Origin of the sequence: Rhodococcus sp. USK10 (genome assembly GCF_019378875.1) — a bacterium.
Taxonomy (GTDB): Bacteria; Actinomycetota; Actinomycetes; order Mycobacteriales; family Mycobacteriaceae; genus Rhodococcus_F; species Rhodococcus_F pseudokoreensis.
The window spans coordinates 2,060,024-2,085,095 of sequence record NZ_CP076048.1; the positions used below are offsets into that span (position 1 = coordinate 2,060,024).

At 66.7% G+C, this 25,072-nt stretch carries 18 protein-coding genes; 4 read left to right on the forward strand and 14 right to left on the reverse strand.

The annotated features are described in order from the left end of the window. Positions 1–30 precede the first annotated feature (30 nt). Positions 31–810 carry an acyl-[acyl-carrier-protein] thioesterase gene (locus I1A62_RS16515; RefSeq protein WP_124389061.1) on the forward strand — a complete coding sequence of 260 codons (780 nt, stop codon included), beginning with the start codon at positions 31–33 and terminating at the stop codon, positions 808–810. Here the strand turns inward: I1A62_RS16515 and I1A62_RS16520 are convergent, their stop codons facing one another. Beyond that, positions 811–1,647, reverse strand: a complete 837-nt coding sequence (locus tag I1A62_RS16520) for a helix-turn-helix transcriptional regulator (protein ID WP_219459198.1) — start codon at positions 1,645–1,647, stop codon at positions 811–813. A gap of 134 nt (positions 1,648–1,781) precedes the next feature. Between I1A62_RS16520 and I1A62_RS16525 the strand changes: the two genes are divergently transcribed. Both I1A62_RS16525 and I1A62_RS16530 read left to right on the forward strand, forming a co-directional pair. Continuing rightward, positions 1,782–2,795, forward strand: coding sequence for an aldo/keto reductase (locus tag I1A62_RS16525; protein WP_219459199.1), 1,014 nt, complete (start codon positions 1,782–1,784; stop codon positions 2,793–2,795). A gap of 10 nt (positions 2,796–2,805) precedes the next feature. Continuing rightward, positions 2,806–3,318 (forward strand): histidine phosphatase family protein, encoded by a 513-nt coding sequence (locus I1A62_RS16530; protein WP_219459200.1) that lies wholly within the window; start codon positions 2,806–2,808, stop codon positions 3,316–3,318. A gap of 5 nt (positions 3,319–3,323) precedes the next feature. Here the strand turns inward: I1A62_RS16530 and I1A62_RS16535 are convergent, their stop codons facing one another. The 4 genes from I1A62_RS16535 to I1A62_RS16550 all read right to left on the reverse strand — a co-directional run bounded on the left by I1A62_RS16535 (position 3,324) and on the right by I1A62_RS16550 (position 12,621). Then, positions 3,324–3,524, reverse strand: a complete 201-nt coding sequence (locus I1A62_RS16535; protein WP_043826362.1) for a hypothetical protein — start codon at positions 3,522–3,524, stop codon at positions 3,324–3,326. A 99-nt stretch (positions 3,525–3,623) separates the two neighbouring features. After that, positions 3,624–4,856 (reverse strand): M23 family metallopeptidase, encoded by a 1,233-nt coding sequence (locus I1A62_RS16540; protein WP_219459201.1) that lies wholly within the window; start codon positions 4,854–4,856, stop codon positions 3,624–3,626. Between the two features lie 183 nt (positions 4,857–5,039). After that, complete coding sequence (locus I1A62_RS16545; RefSeq protein ID WP_087557054.1) at positions 5,040–8,996, reverse strand: DNA-directed RNA polymerase subunit beta'; 3,957 nt, start codon at positions 8,994–8,996, stop codon at positions 5,040–5,042. A gap of 118 nt (positions 8,997–9,114) precedes the next feature. Next, positions 9,115–12,621, reverse strand: a complete 3,507-nt coding sequence (locus tag I1A62_RS16550; protein ID WP_124389110.1) for a DNA-directed RNA polymerase subunit beta — start codon at positions 12,619–12,621, stop codon at positions 9,115–9,117. Between the two features lie 410 nt (positions 12,622–13,031). Between I1A62_RS16550 and I1A62_RS16555 the strand changes: the two genes are divergently transcribed. Next, on the forward strand, positions 13,032–15,194 hold the full coding sequence (locus I1A62_RS16555; RefSeq protein WP_219459202.1) for an MMPL family transporter: 2,163 nt from the start codon (positions 13,032–13,034) through the stop codon (positions 15,192–15,194). Between the two features lie 109 nt (positions 15,195–15,303). Here I1A62_RS16555 and I1A62_RS16560 read toward each other — a convergent pair whose 3' ends face one another. The 9 genes from I1A62_RS16560 to I1A62_RS16600 form a co-directional block, all read right to left on the reverse strand. Then, positions 15,304–16,206: a hypothetical protein gene (locus I1A62_RS16560; RefSeq protein WP_219459203.1), complete on the reverse strand. Its 903-nt coding sequence runs from the start codon at positions 16,204–16,206 to the stop codon at positions 15,304–15,306. 79 nt (positions 16,207–16,285) lie between these two features. Next, positions 16,286–16,873 (reverse strand): hypothetical protein, encoded by a 588-nt coding sequence (locus tag I1A62_RS16565; RefSeq protein ID WP_124389109.1) that lies wholly within the window; start codon positions 16,871–16,873, stop codon positions 16,286–16,288. 134 nt (positions 16,874–17,007) lie between these two features. After that, positions 17,008–18,255, reverse strand: a complete 1,248-nt coding sequence (locus tag I1A62_RS16570) for an MCE family protein (RefSeq protein ID WP_219459204.1) — start codon at positions 18,253–18,255, stop codon at positions 17,008–17,010. Then, positions 18,252–19,535: an MCE family protein gene (locus I1A62_RS16575; RefSeq protein WP_219459205.1), complete on the reverse strand. Its 1,284-nt coding sequence runs from the start codon at positions 19,533–19,535 to the stop codon at positions 18,252–18,254. The genes I1A62_RS16570 and I1A62_RS16575 overlap by 4 nt, the downstream gene beginning before the upstream one ends. Then, positions 19,532–20,788, reverse strand: a complete 1,257-nt coding sequence (locus tag I1A62_RS16580) for an MCE family protein (protein WP_124389051.1) — start codon at positions 20,786–20,788, stop codon at positions 19,532–19,534. Before I1A62_RS16580 ends, I1A62_RS16575 begins: the two co-directional genes overlap by 4 nt. Beyond that, positions 20,788–21,783: an MCE family protein gene (locus I1A62_RS16585; protein ID WP_124389050.1), complete on the reverse strand. Its 996-nt coding sequence runs from the start codon at positions 21,781–21,783 to the stop codon at positions 20,788–20,790. Before I1A62_RS16585 ends, I1A62_RS16580 begins: the two co-directional genes overlap by 1 nt. Continuing rightward, entirely contained in the window at positions 21,780–22,859 is a 1,080-nt protein-coding gene (locus I1A62_RS16590; protein WP_124389049.1) for an MCE family protein, read from the reverse strand. The genes I1A62_RS16585 and I1A62_RS16590 overlap by 4 nt, the downstream gene beginning before the upstream one ends. Next, positions 22,856–24,214: an MCE family protein gene (locus tag I1A62_RS16595; RefSeq protein ID WP_124389048.1), complete on the reverse strand. Its 1,359-nt coding sequence runs from the start codon at positions 24,212–24,214 to the stop codon at positions 22,856–22,858. Before I1A62_RS16595 ends, I1A62_RS16590 begins: the two co-directional genes overlap by 4 nt. Further along, a complete protein-coding gene (locus I1A62_RS16600) occupies positions 24,211–25,071 on the reverse strand; it encodes an ABC transporter permease (RefSeq protein WP_025433123.1) in 861 nt (286 codons plus the stop codon). The genes I1A62_RS16595 and I1A62_RS16600 overlap by 4 nt, the downstream gene beginning before the upstream one ends. Between the last annotated feature and the right edge of the window lies 1 nt (position 25,072).

Sequence of the window (25,072 nt, forward strand, 5' to 3'; positions counted from 1 at the left end):
GGCCCCGTCCACGAGCGAAGGAACCGCATCTTGGCACTCGACCGACCCCTCGCCGCTCCGCCCGCACGCGGCCGCTTCTTCGAGACGTCCTGGCCGGTACGCACCGGCGACATCGACGCCGGCAAACGACTCCGCCTCGACGGCATCGCGCGCTACCTGCAGGACGCCGGTCTGGACAACCTCGACGCCGTCGACGCCGCCGACAGCCACCCCCTGTGGATCGTCCGGCGCACCGTCATCGACGTCCTGCGGCCCGCCGTGTGGCCCGAACGCGTCCACCTCCGACGCTGGTGTTCGGCACTGTCGACCCGCTGGACGAACATGCGCGTGCAGATCCAGGGTGAGGCGGGCGCGCTGATCGAGACCGAGGGGTTCTGGATCCACATCAGCGGCGAAACGGGCATGCCCACCCGCATCGACGACGGGTTCATCGAACGCCTCGGGGAATCCGCGGAGGAACACCGGTTGAAGTGGAAACGGTGGCTCGTCGAGAACGCGCCTGCCGCCGACGACGACGGGATCGAGGACAGCGAGTTCGTTCTGCGCCGCACCGACATCGACCCCTTCGACCACGTCAACAACGCCGTCTACTGGCAGGCGGTCGAGGAACTGCTCGCCGACCACGAGCATCCCGGCGGCGGCCGCCTCGTCGACAACCCGCACCGCGCGGTCCTCGAATACCTCGCACCCATCGTGTCGACCGACAAGATCACCCTGCGCAGGCGCCGGGACGACACGTCGCTGACCGTCTGGTTCCTGGTCGACGACGCGCTCCGGGCGGTGGCCCACGTCGGGCCGCTCACCACCTGATCACACCATCTGCTGGGTGCCGATCACCCGCAGCAGGTCGAGCTTGGCGCGCGCATCGGAGCCCGGCTGCGGCATGTACACGAGCAGGTGCTGATAGGCGCCCTGCGTCAGCAACGTCTCGCACACGAGGTCGATGCGCCCGACCTCGCCGTGGAGCACGCTCTTGGTGTCGGATCGGCGGACGGCCACGTCGTGCCGGTCCCAGAGCGCCGCGAACTCGGTGCTCGTCTCGTACAGCCGGGCGACGAGTTCGGTGACGTCGGCGTCGCCCGCGCGCCGGGCGGCGGTCGCCCGCAGATCGGCGACGTGCTGTCCGGCGAGGCGATCGTGATCGTCCGCCGGGAACTGGCCGCGCTCGGCGGGGTGCGCGAACCACCGCCACGTGATGTACCGGTCGAGGCCCGCATACCGGGTCGCGTCGCCGAACAGGATCACGTGCATCCGGTTCTGGATCAGCACTTCCCCGAGGTCCGAGATGACGCAGCCGGGGGTGTCGTCGAGTTTGTCGAGCAGGTGCAGCAGCCCCGGCCCGACGTGCTTGTTGCCCGCAGCCCGCATCGGCGGCACCTGCCCGGACAGCAGATACAGGTGATCGCGCTGATCGTCGGTGAGCCGCAGAGCCCGCGCCATCGACGCCAGGACCTGCGTCGACGGGTGCGGACCGCGAGCCTGCTCGAGCCGCGTGTAGTAGTCGGTGGACATTCCCGCGAGCAGCGCCACCTCGTCGCGCCGCAGTCCCGGCGTCCGCCGCCGCACCCCCGGCGCCAGGCCGACGTCCGCAGGCACCAGCTGTTCCCTGCGACGGCGGAGGAAGTCGGCCAGCTCGGAGCGGTCCATGACTCAACTGTGCCGGACCGTCCGGGGCGCTGCCAGGGATCGCCGGTCCCCCGATGAACGGTCTCTGGTTGCCGGGCCCGCCGACGGCGACGCTGGTGCCGGTCAGGAACACACGGCGATCATTGGAGCAGAACATGATCAGCACCACCGCACTCGGAACCACCGGTCCGGCCGTCGGCCGGCTCGGCCTCGGCGCCATGGGGATGTCCGGGACGTACGGCAGGTCGGACGACGTGGAGTCCGTCGCCACGATCCACGCGGCCCTCGACGCCGGGATCGACCTCGTCGACACCGGCGACTTCTACGGGTCGGGCCACAACGAGTCCCTGATCGGCAGGGCCCTGCACGGCCGTCGGCGCGAGGACGTGATCCTCAGCGTCAAGTTCGGCGGGCTGCGCGGGCCCGACGGCACGTGGGCCGGTGTCGACACGCGACCCGAGTCGATCCGGAACTTCCTCGCGTACTCGCTGCAGCGGCTCGGCGTCGACTACATCGACATCTACCGCCCCGCCCGCCTCGACCCCGAAGTCCCGATCGAGGACACCGTCGGCACGATCGGCGAACTCGTCGACGCCGGCTACGTGCGCCACATCGGCCTGTCCGAGGTGGGTCCCGAGACCCTGCGCCGAGCGGCGGCGGTGCACCCGATCACGGACCTGCAGATCGAGTACTCGCTCGTCTCCCGGGGCATCGAGGCCGAGATCCTGCCGCTCTGCCGGGAACTCGGCATCGGCGTCACGGCTTACGGCGTGCTCTCCCGCGGTCTGCTCAGCGAATCGCTGCGCACCGGTCAGGCCCTCGCGGCCGACGACTTCCGGGCGCACAGCCCCCGGTTCCAGGGTGAGAATCTCCGGCAGAACCTCACCCTCGTCGACGCGCTCGCCGACGTCGCCGCACAGCACGGGGTGAGCGCCGCGCAGCTGGCGATCGCGTGGGTTCTCGCCCAGGGCGACGATATCGTGCCCGTGATCGGAGCGCGCACCGTCGCCCGACTCGGCGAGACACTCGGCGCGCTCGACCTCCGTCTCGGCGCCGAAGACCTCGCCGCGATCGCCGCGGCGGTCCCCGACACCGCTGTCGCCGGGGAGCGCTACGCGCCCGCGCAGATGGCCCAGCTCGACAGTGAACGCGCCGTCGTGGGGCGCTAACGTCTACGCCATGGCCTCGCACAGCCCGTCGCGGACTCGCACGCTGATCCTCATGCGCCACGGCAAGTCGGCGTACCCGGAGGGAGTCGCGGATCACGAGCGGCCGCTGGCGCCGCGGGGGCGCACGCAGGCGGGCCTGGCCGGCGAGTGGCTGCGGTCCACTCAGCCGCCGATCGACGCGGTGCTGTGCTCGACGTCGCGGCGGACCCGGCAAACGCTGGAGGCGACCCGGGTCGGTGCTCCCACCCGGTTCACCGAGGAACTCTACGGCGCGTACCCGTCGGAGGTGCTGATGGAGATCGCGCGGATCGAGCCGTCGGTGCGCACCCTACTGGTGGTCGGGCACGCCCCCGGCATGCCGTCCACGGCGCTCGATCTGGCGGGCAACCCCGACACCGGGGACGCCAACCGGATGCGGGAGAAGTTCCCGACGTCGGCGCTCGCCATCCTCACGGTGCCGTGTGAGTGGGACGAACTCACGTCGAGCGCGGCGTCACTCGCCACGTTCCACGTTCCGCGGTAGCCGCCTCAGAACAGCTTGCGGCCGACGACGGCGACGACACCGAGGATCAGGACCAGCACCAGCGCGGACCAGAATCCGAACAGCCACCAGACCACGCCGAAGACGACCAGCGCCGGCGCGACGGTAATGAGTGCGATCGTCGGGCTCTCCCGCACGACTTCGAGTGCCGACTCGGCCTTCACGCGATCGATCTTCTTCTCGGACATCTCGTCTCCGTTCAGCGAACCACGCATATCGGACAGGTGCTGTCGAGGATAGTCGTCACGGAACGAGTGCCGGGTCGTGCTCGAGCGCGGACTCCTCGGCTAGCTGCCCGGGAACGTCACGACGTCGAGGTACAGCGGCATCTCGTCGGAACGAGATCCGGGCTGCGTCCCCGCCTCGTCGACGACCGGGGCGCCGGCGGTCGCTGCGGCCTCGAGACTCTCCCCCGTCACCCGACCGTCGAGGTCGAAGTTCTCGAACTCGAACGGAATGCCGTTCGACGCCAGATAGTCCGGCCCGTCCATCACATGGAAGTGCAGGTGCGGCGCGTCGGTGTTTCCGCTGTTGCCGAGCAACCCGATCTGCTCGCCCGCCCGCAGGTTCTGGCCGACGCTGATGTTGTCCACGCTGCCGGGCTGCAGGTGCGCGTAGAACGCGAACCGACCGTCCCCGATCGCCTGGACGACGTGGTTTCCGCCGTACTGGTCGAGCGGCAGTCCCTGCGGGCTGGCCCCCGGAACCTGTTCCGACAGATTGCCGACGACGGCGATGATCTCGCCGTCCGACACGGCGCGCACCGGTGCGCCGTAGTACTCGTAACTCGACAGCTGCTTCTGGTCGCCGGTGTAGATGCGACCCTGCTCGTCGAGCTGCACGAAATCGATCGCGAATCGCTCGGCCGCCAGCATCCGGCCGTTGATCGGCAGCACGGCGGCGCGGTGGGAGGTGACCGTGCAGCAGCCGGTGCCGTCGAGCCAACGCGGACCGTCGAGGGGTGAGCGGATCCGGACGGCCTCGCGGGTGTCGACGTTCGTGTCCGCCACGTTCTCGGCGAGTTGCTTCGGCACGAGCGACGTCGCCTGCGGGAAGTCGACGTTCACGACGTGGTCGAGGCTGCGCGGAACGTCGTCGGGACTGTCGAGGGTCGCGTCGATCCACACCAGCCCCTGCTGTCCGGGGGCGAGAACGTTGCCGGCCTTCGGACCGCCGCCGAGGGCCTGGAACCACGGTGTCAGCGCATCGCCACTCAGATCCACCAGTGTGCGGCCGTTACCCTTCACCTGCAGCGACGTGATCGTCGCCGGCTGCGAACCGGTGTTCGTCAACCGCAGTTCGTAGGCCAGGTGCACGCGGCCGTCGCTGCCCGTCACCGGGATCGGAGCGGCCACCACGTCCGCGACCACCGGGGTGAGCACCGTGGGGGTACTGGACGAGGCCGGCGCCGCAGACGACGTCGCCTCGCTCTGCTGGGTGTCCGAGGCCGTGCAGGACGTCGCGATTCCCACGACGGCGGCGAGTGCGAGCGCGACGGCGAACCTCGACCGGGCCATCATTCGACGCTAGCAACGGCGAACATCCGGCGACAAGACTCGACACGGATGGCGGCGCCGAAACAGATGAAGGCCCCGAGAACGGATGAAGGCCCCACCCCCGAAGAGAGAGGGGTGGGGCCTTCGTCCGTTGGTGAGTACTCAGCGAGTCCGGGGACTCGTCAACCACTCACAGGCGCGGAGCGCCTACCGGTAATCGTTGCTGAAACCGTAATCGTCCAGCGGCACCGCAGCACCGGTGTTCTGGCCGAAGCCGTCCGGGCTGTAGTACTGGTCGTCGTACGACGGAACCGCGTACGCAGCAGCGCGGGCCTCTTCGGTCGGCTGAACCTGGATGTTGCGGTAACGGTTGATACCGGTACCGGCAGGGATCAGCTTTCCGATGATCACGTTTTCCTTCAGACCGATCAGCTTGTCGCTGCGGCAGTTGATCGCCGCATCGGTCAGCACGCGAGTGGTCTCCTGGAACGACGCCGCGGACAGCCACGAGTCGGTCGCCAGCGATGCCTTGGTGATACCCATCAGCACCGGACGTCCGGCTGCCGGCTCGCGACCCTCGGCGACGACTCGGCGGTTGGCCGCCTCGAAGTCGGCACGCTCGGTCAGCGAACCGGGCAGGAACTCCGTCGCACCCGAGTCGATGATCGTGACGCGACGCAGCATCTGGCGCACGATGACCTCGATGTGCTTGTCGTGGATCGACACACCCTGGCTCCGGTACACCTCCTGGACCTCGTTGACGAGGTGGATCTGCACCTGGCGGGGGCCCATGACACGCAGCACCTCGTGCGGATCGGCAGCACCTTCCATGAGCTGCTGACCGACCTCGACGTGGTCACCGTCGGCCAGAAGGCGTTCGGAGCCGTCGTCGTGCTTGAAGACACGCAGACGCTGACGCTTCGAGAGCTTGTCGTAGACAACTTCTTCGCCACCGTCGTCCGGGACGATGGTGATCTTGTAGAAGCGGTCGCCGTCCTCGAGCTGCACACGGCCGCTGACGTCGGCGATCGGGGCCTTGCCCTTGGGGACGCGGGCCTCGAACAGCTCCTGAACACGCGGCAGACCACCGGTGATGTCGTCTCCGGCGACACCACCCTGGTGGAACGTACGCATGGTCAGCTGGGTACCGGGCTCACCGATGGACTGCGCGGCGACGATACCGACGGCCTCACCGATGTCGACGAGCTTGCCGGTGGCCATGGAACGGCCGTAGCAGGTGGCGCAGACGCCGGTGCCGGTGGTGCAGGTGAGCACCGAACGGACCTTGACCTGCGTGATGCCTGCTTCGAGCAGCGCGTCGATGGCCGGGTCGCCCAGGTCGTGTCCACGCTCGACGATGACGTTGCCGTTCTCGTCGACCGCGTCGGCGGCCAGGGTGCGGGCGTACGTGCTCGTCTCCACGTGGGCGTCGCGGATCATCGATCCGTCGGCCTGCTTCTCGGCGATCGTGGTGACGATGCCGCGCTCGGTTCCACAGTCGACCTCGCGGACGATGACGTCCTGCGAGACGTCCACCAGACGACGGGTCAGGTAACCCGAGTCGGCGGTGCGGAGCGCGGTGTCGGCCAGACCCTTACGGGCACCGTGCGTGTTGATGAAGTACTCGAGAACGGTCAGGCCTTCCTTGAAGGAAGACTTGATCGGACGCGGGATGAACTCACCCTTCGGGTTGGTCACCAGACCCTTCATGCCGGCGAGCGAGCGAACCTGAGTCATGTTGCCGGCGGCGCCGGACTTCACGATCATCGGGATCGGGTTGTCGTCGGGGAAGTGGGCCTCCATGGCCTTACCGACCTCGTCGGTGGCCTCGGACCAGATCTTGACCAGGGCGCTGTTGCGCTCGGTCTTGTTCAGAGCACCACGCTGGTACTTCTTCTCGATCTGATCGGCCTGAGCCTCGAAGGACTCCATGATCTGAGCCTTCTCCGGCGGCACGAGGACGTCGGAGATCGAGACCGTGACACCCGAACGCGTGGCCCAGTAGAAGCCGGCGTCCTTCAGCTTGTCGACGGTCTGCGCGACCACGATCATGGGGTAACGCTCGGCGAGATCGTTGATGATCGTCGCCTGACGCTTCTTCGGCATCTGCTCGTTGACGAACGGGTAGTCCGCGGGAAGCAACTCGTTGAAGAGCACGCGGCCCAGCGTCGTCTCCGCCGTCCAGCCGTCACCGTAGTTCCAGCCCTCGGGGAACAGGTCCGCCTCGATGTCACGGGGCGGGCGCTGCTGCGTGAGCCGCACCTTGATCTTCGCCTGCACGACAAGCGCACCACGATCGACGGCCATCTGAGCCTCGGCAGGCGAGGAGTACACGCCCTGCTCCGCCTCGTCGTTCGTCGACGCTGCGAGCTCACCGGTGGCACCCGCGTCCAACCGGGTCAGGTGGTACAGACCGGTGACCATGTCCAGACGGGGCATGGCGAGCGGTCGACCCGACGCGGGCGACAGGATGTTGTTCGACGACAGCATCAGGATGCGTGCCTCGGCCTGCGCCTCCGCGGACAGCGGAAGGTGCACGGCCATCTGGTCACCGTCGAAGTCGGCGTTGAAGGCCTCACACACCAGCGGGTGGAGCTGAATGGCCTTGCCCTCGACCAGCTGCGGCTCGAAGGCCTGGATGCCCAGGCGGTGCAGCGTCGGTGCACGGTTCAGCAGCACGGGGTGCTCGGCGATGACCTCTTCGAGGACGTCCCACACCTGTGCGCGCTGACGTTCCACCATCCGCTTGGCGGACTTGATGTTCTGCGCGTGGTTCAGGTCGACCAGACGCTTCATCACGAACGGCTTGAACAGCTCGAGAGCCATCAGCTTCGGCAGACCGCACTGGTGCAGCTTGAGCTGCGGGCCGACGACGATGACGGAACGACCCGAGTAGTCGACGCGCTTACCGAGCAGGTTCTGACGGAAACGACCCTGCTTGCCCTTGAGCAGGTCGCTCAGGGACTTCAACGGGCGGTTACCGGGACCCGTGACGGGACGGCCGCGGCGGCCGTTGTCGAACAGCGCGTCCACGGACTCCTGCAGCATCCGCTTCTCGTTGTTGACGATGATCTCGGGGGCACCGAGGTCGATCAGTCGCTTGAGGCGGTTGTTGCGGTTGATGACGCGGCGGTACAGGTCGTTCAGGTCGGAGGTGGCGAAGCGGCCACCGTCGAGCTGAACCATCGGACGCAGCTCCGGCGGGATCACCGGGACGGCGTTCAGAACCATGCCCATGGGCGAGTTCTGGTTGACCTGGAAGGCGGCGACGACCTTGAGACGCTTCAGCGCGCGGAGCTTCTTCTGCCCCTTGCCGCTGCGGATGGTCTCGCGGAGGTTCTCTGCCTCGGCGTCGATGTCGAAGCTCTCCATGAGCTTCTGGATCGACTCGGCACCCATCGCGCCCGTGAAGTACTCGCCGTAGCGGTCGACGAGCTCGCGGTACAGCAGTTCGTCGACGATGAGCTGCTTGACGCTGAGCTTGGTGAACGTGGTCCAGATCTCGTCGAGACGATCCAGCTCACGCTGCGCGCGGTCACGGAGCTGACGCATCTCGCGCTCGCCGCCGTCCTTGACCTTGCGGCGGACGTCGGACTTGGCGCCCTCCGCCTCCAGCTCGGCGATGTCGGCTTCGAGCTTCTGAGCGCGGGCCTCGAGGTCGGCGTCGCGCTGATCGGCGACGGTCTTCTTCTCGACCTGCATCTCGGCTTCGAGCGTGGACAGCTCGTTGTGACGCAGTTCCTCGTCGACACCGACGATGACGTACGCGGCGAAGTAGATGATCTTCTCGAGATCCTTCGGCGCCAGGTCGAGCAGGTAGCCGAGACGGCTGGGCACGCCCTTGAAGTACCAGATGTGGGTGACCGGGGCAGCCAGTTCGATGTGGCCCATGCGCTCACGACGAACCTTGGCGCGAGTCACCTCGACGCCGCAGCGTTCACAGATGATGCCCTTGAAGCGGACACGCTTGTACTTGCCGCAGTAGCACTCCCAGTCCCGGGTGGGGCCGAAGATCTTCTCGCAGAAGAGGCCGTCCTTCTCGGGCTTGAGCGTGCGGTAGTTGATGGTCTCCGGCTTCTTGACCTCGCCGTAGGACCAATTGCGGATGTCCTCTGCACTGGCGAGGCCAATGCGGAGTTCATCGAAGAAGTTGACGTCGAGCACGTAACTTCCTTTCCCCAGAGGGATTGTGGATCAACGGTCACCCGCCGATTCCTGACTGCCAATTCAAATGTGAACTACGCCCCCGGGTCACGGATTTCCGTGACCCGGGGACCGAAAACTAGTTCGCGAGGTCGTCGACCGTCGCCGCCTCGTTCCGGGACAAGTTGATGCCCAGGTTCGCTGCGGCCCGCTCCAGGTCCTCGTCGTCGCCGTCCGCCATCGCGATGGCCGCGCCGTCCGAGGACAGCACCTCCACGTTGAGGCAGAGCGACTGGAGCTCCTTCAGGAGCACCTTGAACGACTCGGGGATACCCGGCTCGGGGATGTTCTCGCCCTTGACGATGGCCTCGTACACCTTGACTCGACCCACCACGTCGTCCGACTTGATGGTGAGCAGTTCCTGCAGCGTGTATGCCGCGCCGTAGGCCTGCATCGCCCAGCACTCCATCTCACCGAAGCGCTGGCCACCGAACTGGGCCTTACCGCCGAGCGGCTGCTGGGTGATCATCGAGTACGGACCGGTCGAACGAGCGTGGATCTTGTCGTCGACCAGGTGGTGCAGCTTGATGATGTACATGTAGCCGACCGAGACCGGGTACGGGAACGGCTCGCCGGAACGGCCGTCGAACAACGTGGCCTTTCCGTCGGACGCGACCATGACCTCGCCGTCGCGGTTCGGCAGCGTCGAACCGAGGAGACCGGTGAGCTCGTCTTCCTTGGCGCCGTCGAACACGGGGGTGGCGATGTTGGAGTCGGCAGGCGCCGACAGCATCTCCTCCGGCAGCTGCTCCGCCCAATCGGGACGGGAGCCGTCGCCGGCGACCTGAACGTTCCAGCCGGTCTTGCCGATCCACCCGAGGTGGGTCTCCAAGATCTGACCGATGTTCATACGACGCGGAACACCGTGGGTGTTCAGGATGATGTCGACCGGGGTGCCGTCGGGCAGGAACGGCATGTCCTCCTGCGGGAGGATCTTGCCGATGACACCCTTGTTGCCGTGGCGGCCGGCGAGCTTGTCGCCGTCCTGGATCTTGCGCTTCTGTGCCACGTACACGCGGACCAGCTCGTTGACACCGGGGGGCAGATCGTCGTCGTCATCACGCGAGAACACGCGGATGCCGATGACCTTGCCGGTCTCACCGTGGGGAACCTTCAGCGACGTGTCGCGAACCTCGCGCGCCTTCTCACCGAAGATGGCGCGCAGCAGGCGCTCCTCGGGGGTCAGCTCGGTCTCGCCCTTCGGCGTGACCTTTCCGACCAGCACGTCGCCGTCACGAACCTCGGCACCGATACGGATGATGCCGCGCTCGTCGAGGTCGGCGAGGACCTCGTCGGAGACGTTCGGGATGTCGCGAGTGATCTCCTCGGCACCGAGCTTGGTGTCGCGGGCATCGATCTCGTGCTCCTCGATGTGGATCGAGGTGAGGACGTCCTCTTCCACGAGGCGCTGCGACAGGATGATCGCGTCCTCGTAGTTGTGGCCTTCCCACGGCATGATCGCGACGAGCAGGTTCTTGCCGAGCGCCATCTCACCGTTCTCGGTGCAGGGACCGTCGGCGAGGACCTGTCCGGACTCGACACGCTGTCCCTCGTCCACGATCGGACGCTGGTTGGCGCAGGTGCCCTGGTTGGAACGCGCGAACTTGCGCATCCGGTAGGTCTTGCGGCTGCCGTCGTCGGCCATGACCGTGACGTAGTCGGCGGAGACCTCTTCGACGACACCGGTCTTCTCGGTGACGATGACATCGCCCGCGTCGACGGCGGCACGCAACTCCATGCCGGTACCGACGAGCGGGGCCTCGCTGCGAACGAGCGGCACCGCCTGACGCTGCATGTTCGCGCCCATCAGGGCACGGTTGGCGTCGTCGTGCTCGAGGAACGGGATCATCGCGGTCGCGACGGACACCATCTGCCGCGGCGAGACGTCCATGTAGTCGATCTCGGCGGACGAGACGAACTCGACCTCGCCGCCCTTACGACGGACCAGAATGCGATCGTCGGTGAAGTGACCGTTGGCGTCGACGGCCGAGTTGGCCTGTGCGACGACGTGGCGGTCCTCTTCGTCCGCGGTGAGGTAGTCGACCTGGTCGGTGACCTGGCCGCCCTCGACCTTGCGGTACGGCGTCTCGATGAATCCGAACGGGTTGACCCGTGCGTACACCGACAGCGAACCGATCAGACCGATGTTCGGGCCTTCGGGGGTCTCGATCGGGCACATGCGGCCGTAGTGCGACGGGTGAACGTCTCGCACCTCGAGGCCGGCACGCTCACGGGACAGACCACCCGGGCCGAGGGCGGACAGACGACGCTTGTGCGTCAGCCCCGACAGCGGGTTGTTCTGGTCCATGAACTGCGACAGCTGGGACGTTCCGAAGAACTCCTTGATCGCAGCCACGACGGGCCGGATGTTGATCAGCGTCTGCGGCGTGATCGCCTCGACGTCCTGGGTGGTCATGCGCTCACGAACCACGCGCTCCATGCGGGACAGGCCCACGCGGATCTGGTTCTGGATGAGCTCACCGACCGTGCGCAGGCGACGGTTGCCGAAGTGGTCGATGTCGTCGACCTCGACGGGCACCGCGACGCCGCCGGGGGCGGTCATCTCGGTGTCACCGGCGTGCAGGCGCACCAGGTACTCGATGGTGGCGACGATGTCTTCCTCGGTGAGGGTCGACGCGACGATCGGCTGCCCGGTGTTCAGGCCCAGCTTCTTGTTGATCTTGTAGCGGCCCACGCGAGCCAGGTCGTAGCGCTTGTCCTTGAAGAACAGGTTCTCCAGGAGCGTCTGGGCGCTCTCCTTGGTCGGCGGCTCGCCCGGACGCAGCTTGCGGTAGATGTCGAGCAGCGCCTCGTCGGTGCCTGCGGTGTTGTCCTTCTCGAGGGTCGCCATGAGGATCTCCGAGAAGCCGAAGCGCTCGGCGATCTGCTCGGTGGTCCAGCCGAGGGCCTTCAGCAGCACGGTGACGGGCTGGCGGCGCTTGCGGTCGATGCGGACGCCGACCGTGTCGCGCTTGTCCACGTCGAACTCGAGCCATGCACCACGGCCCGGGATGACCTTGACGCTGTGCAGGTCCTTCTCGGTGCCCTTGTCGACGGAGTGGTCGAAGTAGACACCGGGGGAACGCACCAGCTGCGAGACCACGACACGCTCGGTGCCGTTGATGATGAACGTGCCCTTGTCGGTCATCATCGGGAAGTCGCCCATGAAGACCGTCTGGCTCTTGATCTCACCGGTGTTGTTGTTGATGAACTCCGCGGTGACGAACAAAGGCGCCGCGTAGGTCATGTCCTTGTCTTTGCACTCGTCCGTCGAGGCCTTCACCTCGTCGAAGCGCGGGTCCGAGAAGGACAGAGACATCGAGCCCGAGAAATCCTCGATCGGGGAAAGCTCCGCGAGAATGTCCTCGAGACCGCCGGAGATTGCGCTGTCGCCACGAGCGGCGGCGCGTTCGCGCCAGCTCTGCGCACCGATCAACCACTCGAACGAATCGGTTTGTAGATCAAGAAGCCCGGGAACTTCGAGGGGTTCGCGAATCTTTGCGAACGAAACCCTCTTCGGGGCTCCGGGGATTCCGGAAACTGCCTTGGTCTGGCTAGAGACTGCCAAGATGCGTCCTTCCAGCACCTCACGCGGGCCGCTCTTGCTGTTGCGACCGCCGCTGTATCTGCTTCGAATTTCGCTGGTCACAACCCGAACGAAACTCGTCACAGTTGCTGAAGAGTGAATCACTTCGCAGCGGTACGGACGAGAGGTGGACAGGAGGCAGCCAGCGCAACGTCCAAAAGTACACCCAAACTCAGTAGATGTCGAGTCGGGCACCCGAAACAGCACCCAGCCGGGCGCTCGGCCACGCGTCACTGCGCATGTTCACGCATCAGAGTGACGCGTGATCATCGCGGCGTCAAGAGTCTGAGGGCGTGTCGTGTCGTTTCGCGAGGCCCGCGGCCCGTTCCCGGCGCCCCTTCACAGCTGTCGACGGGCGGTGAACAATATGCCCACGCGATCGCCGTCGATTTCTCGAGGGAAGCAGAGCCGTGACGCGCTGGAGTTCGTTCGTCGTCGCCCGACCGAAGCTGGTCCTCGCCGCAACGGTGCTGCTGGTGCTGCTCGGCGGGGCGTGGGGTTCGGGGGTGTTCGACCGGCTCAGCCTCGGCGGGTACACCGACCCGGGCAGCGAGTCCGCGCGCGTCGAGCGCCTGATCGAGGGGGCGTTCGGCAGGCAGACCCCCGATCTGGCGGTGACCTACCACGCACGCCCGGGTTCGACGATCGACGACCTCGGCCCCGAAGTGGGCGCCCAGCTCGCGCGGATCGACCCCGGCGTGCTCGCCGACACTCCCCTGTCGTACTGGTCCGCCCCGCCCCTGGCGAAGGAGTTCCTGCGGTCCACCGACGGCACCGAGGGGCTGGTGGTGATGTCGCTGAGCGGCGACGAGAACGCTCGGATCTCCGCGTACCACGACCTCCGGCCGCTGCTGGTCATCGACGGCACGGACGCGGAGTTCAGCGGTTTCAGCGCCGCCGCCAACGCCTACAACGAGGTGTCCGAGAGCGACCTGCTGCGAGCCGAGGCGGTGTCGTTCCCGATCCTGCTGCTCCTGCTCCTCGTCATCTTCGGCGGCCTCGTCGGCGCGGCCGTACCGCTGTGCGTCGGCGGTCTCGCAATCCTCGGCGCACTCGGCGCCCTGCGGGTGATCTCGTACTTCACCGAGGTCAGCGCATTCTCGGTGAACATCGCGAGTCTCGTCGGGCTGGGCATGTCGATCGACTACGGACTGTTCGTGGTGACCCGGTTCCGCGAGGAGCTGCGGTCCGGCGCCGCCACCGACGACGCCGTCCGCCGGACGCTCGCCACCGCGGGCCGGACCGTGGGGTTCTCCGCGCTCCTCCTGGTGTGCGGTTTCGTGGGCATGCTCGTGTTTCCCCAGGCCATCGTCCGGTCCTTCGCGTACGGCGGGATGGCGGCCATCGCGATCGCAGCGGTGCTGACGCTGTCGGCACTGCCCGCTGCCCTCGCCCTGCTCGGGCCTCGCATCAACGCGCTGACCTGGCGACGGGGAGTGGTCGAACGCGGCGAGGACCGGGCGCACCGGTTCTGGGGCGGTGTCGCCGAACGGGTCATGCGGCGGCCCGTCCCGATCGCGACCGGGATCGTCGCGGGGTTGCTCGTGCTCGCCGCACCCCTGGCAGGCGCGTCACTGGGTGACCTCGATCACACGGGCCTGCCGGTGGGACACCCACTCCGGGTCGCCGTCGATGATCTCGCCGCAGATTTTCCGCTCGCCAACAACGGGGCGACGCTCGTGCTGCAGGGCAGCGACGGCAAGGCGCCGCCACCGGCCGCCACGGCAGAGTTCTTCGCCGCGACGGCTGCGGTCGACGGCGTCCAGCGGGTGGTGCCGGTCGGCGCCACCGACACGTTCGTCGCCATCCGGGCCGTCTTCGACGACGCGGACCGGACCGCGGGGGCCATGGCGACGACCGCTGCCCTGCGCGACCTCCCCACCCCGGAAGGCACCGAGAAGATGCGGGGCGGGTTGAACGCCCTGACCGCCGACGGACTGGACGCGATGGGCGCCCGGTTGCCGTGGATGATCGGCATCATGGTGGCTGTCACCTTCGTGCTGATGCTGCTCGCGTTCCGGTCCGTGGTGCTTCCCCTGAAGGCGATCGCCATGGCCACCCTCAGCCTCGCCGCCTCGTTCGGCGTGCTCACGTGGATCTTCGAGGACGGTCACGGCGCAGATTTTCTCGGCGTGACGCCGGGGCCCCTGCCGGCGACGATGGTGGTCCTCATCATCGCGGTGGTGTTCGGGCTCTCCACCGACTACGAGATCTTCCTGATGTCGCGGATGGTCGAGGCCCACGACGCGGGCGCGTCGACCGAGGAGGCCGTGCGGATCGGCACGGCGCACACGGGACGCATCGTGACGGCCGCCGCCGCGCTGCTGATCGTCGTCACCGGAGCGTTCACACTCTCGGAATTGACGATGATGCGGTTCATCGGTCTCGGCATGATCGTCGCGCTGATCATCGATGCCACCGTCATCCGCATGATGCTGGTACCCGCACTCGTGAAGTTGATGGGCGAGGCCAACTGGTGGGCGCCGGGATTCCTGGCACGGAAGCCGGCCGGCCCCGGACCATCCGACCGTCCGAAACCGTCACCACAGCAAGAGATTCCCATTCAAACGTGAAAACGATCCCATTCCAGGGATCGATTCACTCTGCCGGAAAACTCAATTCAAGCGTCCCGCTGGCCGGCCGCTCGAATCTCGTTCCGCTTCACTCTTTTCCGGGTTCCGATCAGCCTTCACTGTCGGAGATGTCGGACAGCACCCATTTGCCGTCGATCTTCTCCATCTTGATCGACAGCGGCGTGGCGGCGCTGCCCTGAGCGACGGCGTCACCCGTGGCGCTGACGTTCATGTGCGCGAGGAGTTCGGCGCGGTCGCCGTCGAGCACCGTGACGCCGATGTCGGTGACGGACGCCTCGGTGGCCGTCTTGGTCTGGATGGCAGCCTGCTTGGTGGTGTCGGCGGTCGAGTCGAACTCTTCCCGCTTGGCATCGTTGAGATAGCCGCGCGCCTTGTCGAAGTCCTGATCGATCGTCTCGTAGCTGTAGGTATACAGCGTCTCGATCGCCTCGGTGCCCGCCTTGGTCACCTCGGCGGTCGCTCCCGCGTCGACCCACGCGGCGTTCGTGATGTCCGCCCCGGGTTTGAACGCCGCGACCACCGCGAACACACCGAGCACCACCGCGACGGCTCCGAGGATCCCGACGAGCTGCCACGTGATGCGACCGGTCCCGCTGCCGGCGGCGGGCGCAGCCTCGGCGGCAGTGGGAGCCGGCTGCTTGCTGATGCGCGGTTGAAGGTTCGGGACCTTCGCCTTCCCCGCCGACGCAGCCTTCGCCGTCGACACGGTCTTGGCCGTGGACACCGTCGTGTCCGTGTCGGGCTTGTCCGCTTCGGTGGACACCGCGGCGGCCGCGGTCGCCACCGCGGTCGTCTCGGCCTTATCGACCGGTTCCACCTTCTTCGCCAGGTCCGGCCTTTTCGCCAGGTCCGTCTTCTTCACCGGTTCCGGCTTGTCGACGGGGGTGTCCGATCGGGGAGGCTTCGGCGTTGCCTGACGGGTCCCCGCCACGCGCGGACGCCTGCCCTTTGCAGCGCTGTCCGGCACGTTGTTTCGGCGCTTGGGGGGCATAGTTCACCACTTTCTCATTGCACGACGAACTGTCGTCGACGTGGACACCGCGGCAGCATGCCGCCGCGGCGCATCAGGACTACTGTCCGCCGCTGTCGCCCTCGGGGGCGGGTGCCTGCTCGGCCGGGGCCTGCTCGGCGGGCGCCGGGGCGGGGGCCGCGCCGGCAGCGGGCACCGGACCACTCTCGAGCGGGATACGACCGCCCACCGGTTCGACCGACGAGGCCTTCCAGACCCCGTCGACGTCCTGGACGTCCATCCGCATCGTCACCTTGGCCTTGTCGAAGCGGTCCGGCCACGTGGTGGTGACGGCCACGACGACCAGCGCCTTCGCGGTGCCGTCGTCCGTGTTCAGTTCCGTGAGGGTGCCCTGGATCAGTTCGGCCTTGCTCGCCGCACCCGATTGACGCATCTGGTCGGTGAACCCGTCCATCGTCGCCTGGAGGTCCTGGTTCATCTTGTCGCCCGTGATCGACGACTTCATGTTCTCGAACGATCCGTCGAGGTCCGCGGAATCGACCGAGTTGAGGTTGATCGCGGCCTGCTGGGCGCCCGTCAACGCGGAATCGCGTGCGTCGGCGATCGGCTTGTCCACGAAGAGCGCTCGCGCCCACCCGAAGCCGAACCATCCGGCTGCGACAACCGCGATCACCACCAGTGCGGTCACCGCAGCAAACGAGGCCTTCAGAGTTCTGTCCTTCCCCTGAGCCGGTTGTCCCGACTCCGGGGGCGTGGTAATTCGCGTCACACCAATACCCTACTGATTGTTTTCTTCAACTCGCCCTCGGCCGGAACCGAATGCTACTTGGGAGTAACCCCGAGGAGCGGCGCGAGCTGCGTTGCGATGGGATTCAAGTTGAGAGTGTCAGGCATGACCTTCGGCTTGAAATCCCACGGCTGGATCGTGTCCGGATCGGCGAACACGATGCGGTCTGCACTTCGCACACCCGTCACGCTTCCCTGGGGAGCGTCGCAGTTGGCCTTCGTGTTGAACGGGAAGTCCTGCTGGGTGTCGTCGAAGTTCGGGTCCTGCCGCTTCATCTCGGCCAGGATCTCCTGCGTCCCTTCGTAACCGAGTGTGCACGACGGCGGATTGTTGGTTTCCAGGACGATGCCCTGATGCACCGTGCCGTCGCCGGGGGCCACGGTCGACGCGGACGCCGCGATGGCGGGCAGGAACATCAGGATCGGCCGCAGCGCGATCGCCTGCGGAGCCAGCTTGCCACCGACCGCGGCGAGATTCGTCAGGTCGGTGGTGAGACTCGGACCGATCTGGTTCACCAGCAGACCGACCTCGTCGCTCGCCGGAATTCCCTTGTCGATGATCGCCCGGAGATCGGGGTCGCTGGTCCGCAGCTGCGCCGCGACCGCGTCGAGGTCGGAGCTGAACTGGACGATCGCGGACGACTGATCGGACTGCGTCGCGAGCACCGTCTGGCTGTCCCGGACGAGTGCCAGTGTCTGAGGCAGAACGTCGAGTCCGTCCTTCGTCAGCGTCGAGAGCGAATCCGCGAGCGTCTGCAGATCCTCACCCTTGCCGTTGAACGCCGTTCCCAGCTGGGTGACGACGGTGCGCAGCGAATCGACCGGAACCGACCGGACCAGACCGTCGGTGGCCATCAGCACCTGCTCGACCGGGACGGGTGTCGACGTGTCGGCCTCGACGATCACCGAGCCGTTTTCGAGGTACGGTCCCTGGTCGCTGTCGGGCTGAAGGTCCACGTACTGCTCACCGATCGCGGACCGGTTGGCGACGACGGCCTTGGCCGACGCCGGGATGTCCGGCCCGCCCGAGGAGATCTTCAACTGGACGTTGATGCCGTCCGCGGTCAGCGACAGGTCGCCGACGCGGCCGACGGGAACTCCGCGGTACGTGACCTCGGCGTTGGTGAAGATGCCGCCGGAGTCCTTGAACTGCGCGTTCACGTCGAACTCACCGAACCCGAGCAGGTTGTCGAGGCGGACGTACTTGGCGCCGACATAGACCAGCCCGAGCATCGCCACGATGGCGAATGCGACGAGCTGGATCCTGACCAGTCGTGACCTCACTGTCCACCCCCGATTCCGAACTGCTCCAGCAGTCCCCCGAGCGGGTTCTGCGGCGGCGGCGCCGCCCCGTCCGATGTGCCGTTACCGGCGGGCGCGGCGCCGGGGAGACCCGGAATCCGCAGGCCTGTCGGGGCGGGGACGATCGGCGGAATCGGCAGCAAGGACACCGTCGGCCACCCCGGCTTCGGGCCGTTGCCGTTGTAGTACGGGTTGGACGGGTCGACGATCGGCTTGGGCTCACCGAACTTCGGCGGCACGTACACCGGGTTGCCCTGTCCGACGCCGAGTGCGCTCAGCGCATCGCCGATCTGCAGGTCGACCGAGAGGAACAGGTTGACCGACCCGCCGAGTGCGATCTTCTCGACGCCGTCCGGGAACGGGACGGTCGGGATGAACGCGAGCGAATTGGGCAGGTTGTCGCCCGAATCGGCGAGTGCCTTCAGGGTCGGCCGCAGCGCGAGGAGATCCGCGATCAGGTTGTCCTTCGACCTGTTGATCACATCGGTGCCGACGGTGCCGAGCCGGTCCAGTTGCGTGAGCATCTGGGTGAGCTGCGGGCGCTGCTCGTTGAGCACCTCCGCCGCGATCGGCAATTCGTCGAGGATCAGTCCGATCTTCTCGTTCTGTTCGTCCACCCGCGTGGTCAGCGCGTCGAGACCGTCCAGGGCGCGGGTGATGTCGTCGCGCTGCTGGTTGAGACCGTCGATGAGTGTGTTCGTCTGCTCCAGAAGACTCCGGACCCGATCCTCACGCCCGTCGAGGGCGGTGGTGAGTTCGTGCACGATCGGCTGCAACTGGCCGACGCCGCCGCCGTTGAGCAGCAGCGACAGCGCGCCGAGAACCTGCTCGATCTCCGTGGCGTGGCGGGTGCGATCCAGGGGGATCGTGTCGCCGTCCTCGAGCCGCGCGGGATCCTTGTCCTCCGGCGGCTCGGACAGCTGCACGAACTTCTCACCGAGCAGGTTCGTCTGCTCGATGGCGGCGACCGCGTTGGCGGCGAGATCGACGGACGAGTCGAGGACGACCTCCACGTCCGCCGTCCAGCCGTCCGGTGCCACCTTGATCGTTTCGACCCGCCCCACCGGGACGCCGTCGACCTTGACCGCGGATTGCGGGACGAGGTCGAGGACGTCGTCGAACTGGATCGTCAGATGCATGGGGTTGTCACCGACATCGGGACCGCCCGGCAGCGGGACCCCGTAGATTCCCTCCGACGAGCAGGACGTCACTGCGATGGCGACGGCGCACGCACCGGCGCCGAGGATTACCGACCGCTTCATTCGCCCTCACCACCCGTTGCGCCTTCGAATCGCGGCGACACGACACCCGGCACCGTGCCGGGAGTGACCGTCCGCTGAATGTTGTCCGCACTCATGATCCCGAACGGAAGCACGAGCGACGGAGTCTTCGCCGACTGCGTGATCTGCGACGTGATGTTGGTGCAGTTGTCGATCAGCGGCTGCATCTGACGTCCGAGCTGCTCGAATCGGGGATCGCCGGGAACCAGCTTGCCGAGGTCGATCAACTTGCAGGCGACTCCGGCCGGATCCTGCAGATCCGTGAATGTCAGGCGCGAGGCCAGGTTTCCGGATTCCGCGTCGTAGGAGTTGGCCAGGTTGCTGATAGCCAGCGGCAGCAGCGTCAGCGAGTTGACGAGCGACTCCCGGTTGTCCGCGAGGGTCTGCGTCACCGGCACCAGATCGTCCACGTTCTCGGCAAGGATCTCCCGGTTGTCGGCCACGAACTTCGAGACGTCGCCGAGGGCGATCGCCAGCTGGTTCAGGGCGGCGCCGAGGTTCTCCCGCTCCCCCGCCAGGAATCCGGACAGGTCGGAGAGCTGCGAGTTGAAGTCGCGGACCTGCTGATCGTTGGCCGCGAGCGCACCCACGAAGACCTGCAGGTTCTTGACGGTGTCGAAGAGGTCGCCGCGACTCTCGTTGAGCGTGCGGGCAGCGTCGGACAGCTGGGTGATGCTCTGCCCCAGCGCCTCACCGTTGCCGTCGAGGTTGGCGGCGCCGGTCTCGACGAACTGCGACAGCGCGCCGTCCTTGTTCGCCCCGTTCGGGCCGAGTGCGGTGGAGAGCTCCTCGATGCTCGCGTACAACTGGTCGACCTCCACGGGGGTCGCGGTGCGGTCCCGTGAGATCACCGCGCCGCTCTCCATCTTCTCGCCGCCCGTGAAGGCCGGCGCGAGCTGGATGTAGCGGTCGGACACCACCGACGGCGTGACCTGCGCGGCCTTCGCGTCGGCGGGAATGTCGACGCCGCGATCGACGCGCATGTCGACCTTCACCTGATCGCCCAGCGGCTCCACGCCATCGACCGATCCGACCTTCACACCGAGGACCCGCACATCCGAGCCTTCGTAGATGCCCACCGATTTGTCGAAGTACGCGGTGATCTTCGTGGTGCCCGCCCGGGTGAACACCCACCACAGGGCGCCGGCGATCACCAGCGCGACGATGACGATTCCCGCGATGAGGGCGACCCCGCCGCGTCCTCCGCGGTCGGCTCCGTTGTCGACGTCTGCCATCAGTTACCCCCCAACGTTCGGACGGGATCGCGCGGACCGGGAATGTCGGGCAGCCCCGGCGGTAGAAGGTTCACCACGACCTGGTCGAACCAGCGACCGTTGCCGACCACGTTCGTGTAGAGGCGAACGAACGGCTCGTACAGTTTCATCGCCTTGTCCAGGTTCTCGTTGTTGGCCTTCAGGATCTCGACGACACCGTTGAGCTGTTCGAGCGCGGGACCGATGGCGGCCTCGTTGTCGTGCACGAGCCCGGTCAATTGCTGCGACAGCCTCTGAGTTCCGGTGAGCAGCTGGGAAATCGACTGCTGACGGCTGTTGAGCTCGCCGAGCAGCAGACCGGCGTCGCTGATCAACCGGTTGAATTCGGCGTTGCGGTCGGCGAGGACCTTGGTGGTCTTGCCGGTCGCGTCGAACAGTTTCTGCAGTTCCTGATCGCGGCTCGCGATGGTCTGCGACAGCCTGCTGACACCGTCCAGGGACGCGCGGATCTCCGTGGGTGTCCCCTCGAACGCCTGCGACAACGTCACCATGCTCTGTGCGAGCTGATCGGAGTCGATGTCACCCACCGTCTGCGCGGCAGCCGAGAACGCCTCGATCACGTCGTACGGAGACGTGGTGCGGTCCAACGGGATCTCGTCGCTCGGGTTCAACGTGTCCGAGCCGCGGGGGTCGAGGGCCAGATACTTCTGGCCCAGGATCGTCTTGATCTGGATGGACGCGGACGTCTCGTTGCCGACCCACGCATCCGACACCTTGAAGGCGACGTCCACGTGGTCGCCGTCGAGTTCGACGGACGTGACCTTGCCGACCTTCACGCCCGCGATCCGCACCTCGTTGGAGGGCTTGAGACCGGCCGCCTCGGTGAACTGCGCGTGATAGGTGGACCCGGCGCCGATGAACGGCAGCGAATCGAGGAAGAAGGCCGACAGGGTGGCCAGCAGCACCACGAGGATGCCGAGGGCGCCGGCCACTGCCGGGCTGCGACGTCTGCTCATCGTGTCTGCAACTCCTGTAGGCCGTCCTGCGTGCACCGTTTCGCCGAGTTCGTATAGATCGGCTGGTTGACGGTGGGCAGGCCCGTGGGCAGGTTCAGTTGGGGCGCGGTACCTGGTCCTGCGACGATGTCGACTCCACAGAGGTAGAACTGGAACCAGGATCCGTAACTGGCTGCCCGGCCGAGCTTCTCGAGCTTCACCGGGAGCGTCTGGAGAACGCTGTTGACCGTGTCGGAGTTACGGTTCAACGTGGTCGCCAGCGTGTTCAGCGACGTGATGGATTCCTGGATGGACGGTCGGGTGGGTTCGAGCAGATCGGCCGTCGCGTCGGTGAGTCCCGCGAGGGACGTCACCGCCGAACCGACGGTTCCCCGCTCGTTCGCCAGGCCCGTGACGAGTTGCTGGGTGTTGACGATCAGCGAATCGAGTTGATCGTCACGCTGATTCACCGTGGCGAGCACGTCGTTGAGGTTGTTGATCACCGCACCGATCACGCGATCCTTGTCGGCGACGGTGTTGGTGAGGCTTGCCGTGTTCTTGACGAGTTCCGTGATGGTTCCCGACTCGCCCTGGAACACCTGGATGATCTGGTACGACAGCTTGTTGACGTCTTCGGCGCTGAGGGTCTGGAACAGCGGGCGGAAGCCATCGAACAGGGTGGTGAGGTTGACGGCAGGCTTCGTCCGTTCCATCGGAATGGTGTCGCCGCCGCTCATCTTCATGCCCTGCTGGCCCTCCCCCTGTTCGAGCGCGATGTAGCGCTGCCCCACGAGGTTCCGGAAGCGGATGGTCGCGGTGGTGCTGGCGGGCAGCCAGTCCCGTTCCGCCACGGTGAACTGGACCTCCGCCTCACGGTCGTCGTGGATAGCGATCTTCTCGACCTGCCCCACGCGCACACCGGCGATGCGGACCTCGTCGCCCTCGTTGAGCGAGGTGACGTCCGAGAAGATCGCGTTGAACTTGGTGCCACCGCCGCCGCCGAGGTTGGCGATGGTGGCGGCCAGCAGACCGGTCGCCAGGATGGTGACCACGGCGAACACGATCAGCTTGACCAATGGTGCGGTCAGTCCCCTCACTTGAAGCTCACCTCAGTCCCCCTCATGGTCGGCGCGCCGACGAGTGTCGTCCAGCTCGGCACGTCCTCCGGTGCCATTCCCCCGGCCTCGCCGTAGACGACGTCCAACGTGTCCTGTTCCATCTTCGAACCCGCGTAGCTTGCGGGCGTGACCTGGGCTCCGTATCCGGGGACCTGATCGGGGACGCCGGCGGGCGCCGGGAAGAAGTCGATGGTCGACGGGCCGGGATTCCTCGAAGGCACCTGGTAGGCGCCGTCGTTGTAGGACGAGCCGCCCGGGTACTGCGGGAACTTCCCACCGGGTGCGGTGACGTTGTCGTAGCAAGCCGGTCCGCGGTTGTCGAGCAGGCGCGGCTCGTCCTGGTTGGGCACGTAGCGACCCTTCGGGTTGACGAACTGCACGCTGGCCCGCACACCCGGGTGCGGATCGTCCGGTGCCAGTAGTTCACGGGCAACGGGAGCGGACTTCGCGAAGCCCGCGAACGTGCACTCGAAGCTCGGTGAGTAGCGGCCGAGAATCTGCAGCGCCTCACGCGAATCGGCGGCGATACTGACGATCGATTCGGCGTTGGTCTGCAGGAGATCCGCGGTGCTCGACGCGGTTGCGGTCAGCGACACGAGCAGCGTGGAGATCTCATTCTGCTTCTCCACCACGGTGTTTCCGGTGGTCCGCAGGCTGTCGAGGGCGTTGACCAGATCGGGCGCCGCCTCGGAATACGTCTGCGAGAAGTCCGCAAGGCCCCGCAGATCCTCCTGGATGGCGGGAAGTTCGGTGTTCAGCCCGCCGAAGATCTCCTCGAGCCGGTCGAGCGTCAGCCCGAGTTCGGCACCGCGGCCGCTCAGCCCCTGCGACAGCGCGCCGAGCGTGTTCGCCAGGTCCTGCGGCGGAATCGCCTGCAGGAGCGGTAGCAGACCGTCCAGCACCTCGCCGACCTCGACGGCGTTGCCGCTCTTGTCCTGACGCAGCGTGTCACCGGCCTGGATCGGCGGAGCCGTGTCGCCCTCCGGAACGATCAGCGACACGTAGCGTTCACCGAACAGCGTCTTGGGCAGCAGTCGCGCCGTCGCATTGGACGGGATCAGCGGTGCCTTGTCCGGCTGGATCGCGAGAGCGAGAGTGACCTCGCCCTCCTGGGGGGTCGCCGAACGCACTTCTCCGACGATGAGACCACGGACCTTCACGTCCGCGTTGGGGGGCAGGGCATTTCCGGCACTGTCGGTGAGGAGGTCGATCTTGACGACCTTGGTGAAGGTCTTGTTGAACATGCCGATGGTGAAGGCCAGGAACAACGCGAGGACGAGGAAGAACACCAGCCCCAGCACCCGTCGTCCCACAACAGATGTCGTGTTGGTCATCCGGCCACCCTCACTGTGGTCGTCGTGCCCCAGATGGCGAGGCTGAGGAAGAAGTCGAGCACGGCGATGGTGACGATCGCGGTGCGGACCGCCCGGCCCACGGCCACACCCACACCGGCGGGACCACCCGACGCGTGATAGCCGTAGTAGCAATGGATCAGGATCAGCACGAACGCGAAGATCAGCACTTTCGCGAACGAGTACAGGACGTCCTGCGGTGGCAGGAACAAGTTGAAGTAGTGGTCGTACGAGCCGGTCGACTGTCCGTTGAACACGGTACTGATGATGCGGGAAGCGAGATAGGCCGCGAGCAGACCGACGATGTACAGCGGGATGACGGCGACGAATCCCGCGATCATGCGGGTGGTGACGAGGAACGGCACACTCGGCACCGCCATGACCTCCAGTGCGTCGATCTCCTCCGAGATCCGCATGGCGCCGAGCTGCGCGGTGAAACCACAGCCGACGGTGGCCGAGAGCGCGAGTGCCGCAACGATCGGCGCGATCTCACGGGTGTTGACGTAGGCGGACAGGAAGCCGGTGAGGACCGAGCTGCCCAGCTGTTCGAGCGCGGCGAAACCCTGCAGTCCGACGACGACGCCGGTGAAGCCGGACATCATCGCGATGACGCCGATGGTGCCGCCGATGACGGCGAGCGCGCCACTGCCGAAGGTGACCTCGGCGAGTAGCCGCAGCACCTCCTTGCGGTAGTGCACGAGAGTGTGGGGTGACCAGGCGATGGCCCTGGCGTAGAACGACATCTGCTCGCCGGCCCGGTCGAGCACGTTGAGCGGCGCACGACCGACTCGGCGCGCCGCCATCAGGGTCCGGTCACCGCGTCCCTTGGCGATTGTCATC

Excerpts from the sequence above, each read along its gene's own strand:
- I1A62_RS16520 (WP_219459198.1), bottom strand. The coding sequence starts at position 1,647 with ATGGACCGCTCCGAGCTGGCCGACTTCCTCCGCCGTCGCAGGGAACAG.
- I1A62_RS16525 (WP_219459199.1), top strand. The coding sequence starts at position 1,782 with ATGATCAGCACCACCGCACTCGGAACCACCGGTCCGGCCGTCGGCCGG.
- I1A62_RS16530 (WP_219459200.1), top strand. The coding sequence starts at position 2,806 with ATGGCCTCGCACAGCCCGTCGCGGACTCGCACGCTGATCCTCATGCGC.
- I1A62_RS16535 (WP_043826362.1), bottom strand. The coding sequence starts at position 3,524 with ATGTCCGAGAAGAAGATCGATCGCGTGAAGGCCGAGTCGGCACTCGAA.
- I1A62_RS16540 (WP_219459201.1), bottom strand. The coding sequence starts at position 4,856 with ATGATGGCCCGGTCGAGGTTCGCCGTCGCGCTCGCACTCGCCGCCGTC.
- I1A62_RS16560 (WP_219459203.1), bottom strand. The coding sequence starts at position 16,206 with ATGCCCCCCAAGCGCCGAAACAACGTGCCGGACAGCGCTGCAAAGGGC.
- I1A62_RS16575 (WP_219459205.1), bottom strand. The coding sequence starts at position 19,535 with ATGAAGCGGTCGGTAATCCTCGGCGCCGGTGCGTGCGCCGTCGCCATC.
- I1A62_RS16580 (WP_124389051.1), bottom strand. The coding sequence starts at position 20,788 with ATGGCAGACGTCGACAACGGAGCCGACCGCGGAGGACGCGGCGGGGTC.
- I1A62_RS16585 (WP_124389050.1), bottom strand. The coding sequence starts at position 21,783 with ATGAGCAGACGTCGCAGCCCGGCAGTGGCCGGCGCCCTCGGCATCCTC.
- I1A62_RS16595 (WP_124389048.1), bottom strand. The coding sequence starts at position 24,214 with ATGACCAACACGACATCTGTTGTGGGACGACGGGTGCTGGGGCTGGTG.
- I1A62_RS16600 (WP_025433123.1), bottom strand. The coding sequence starts at position 25,071 with ATGACAATCGCCAAGGGACGCGGTGACCGGACCCTGATGGCGGCGCGC.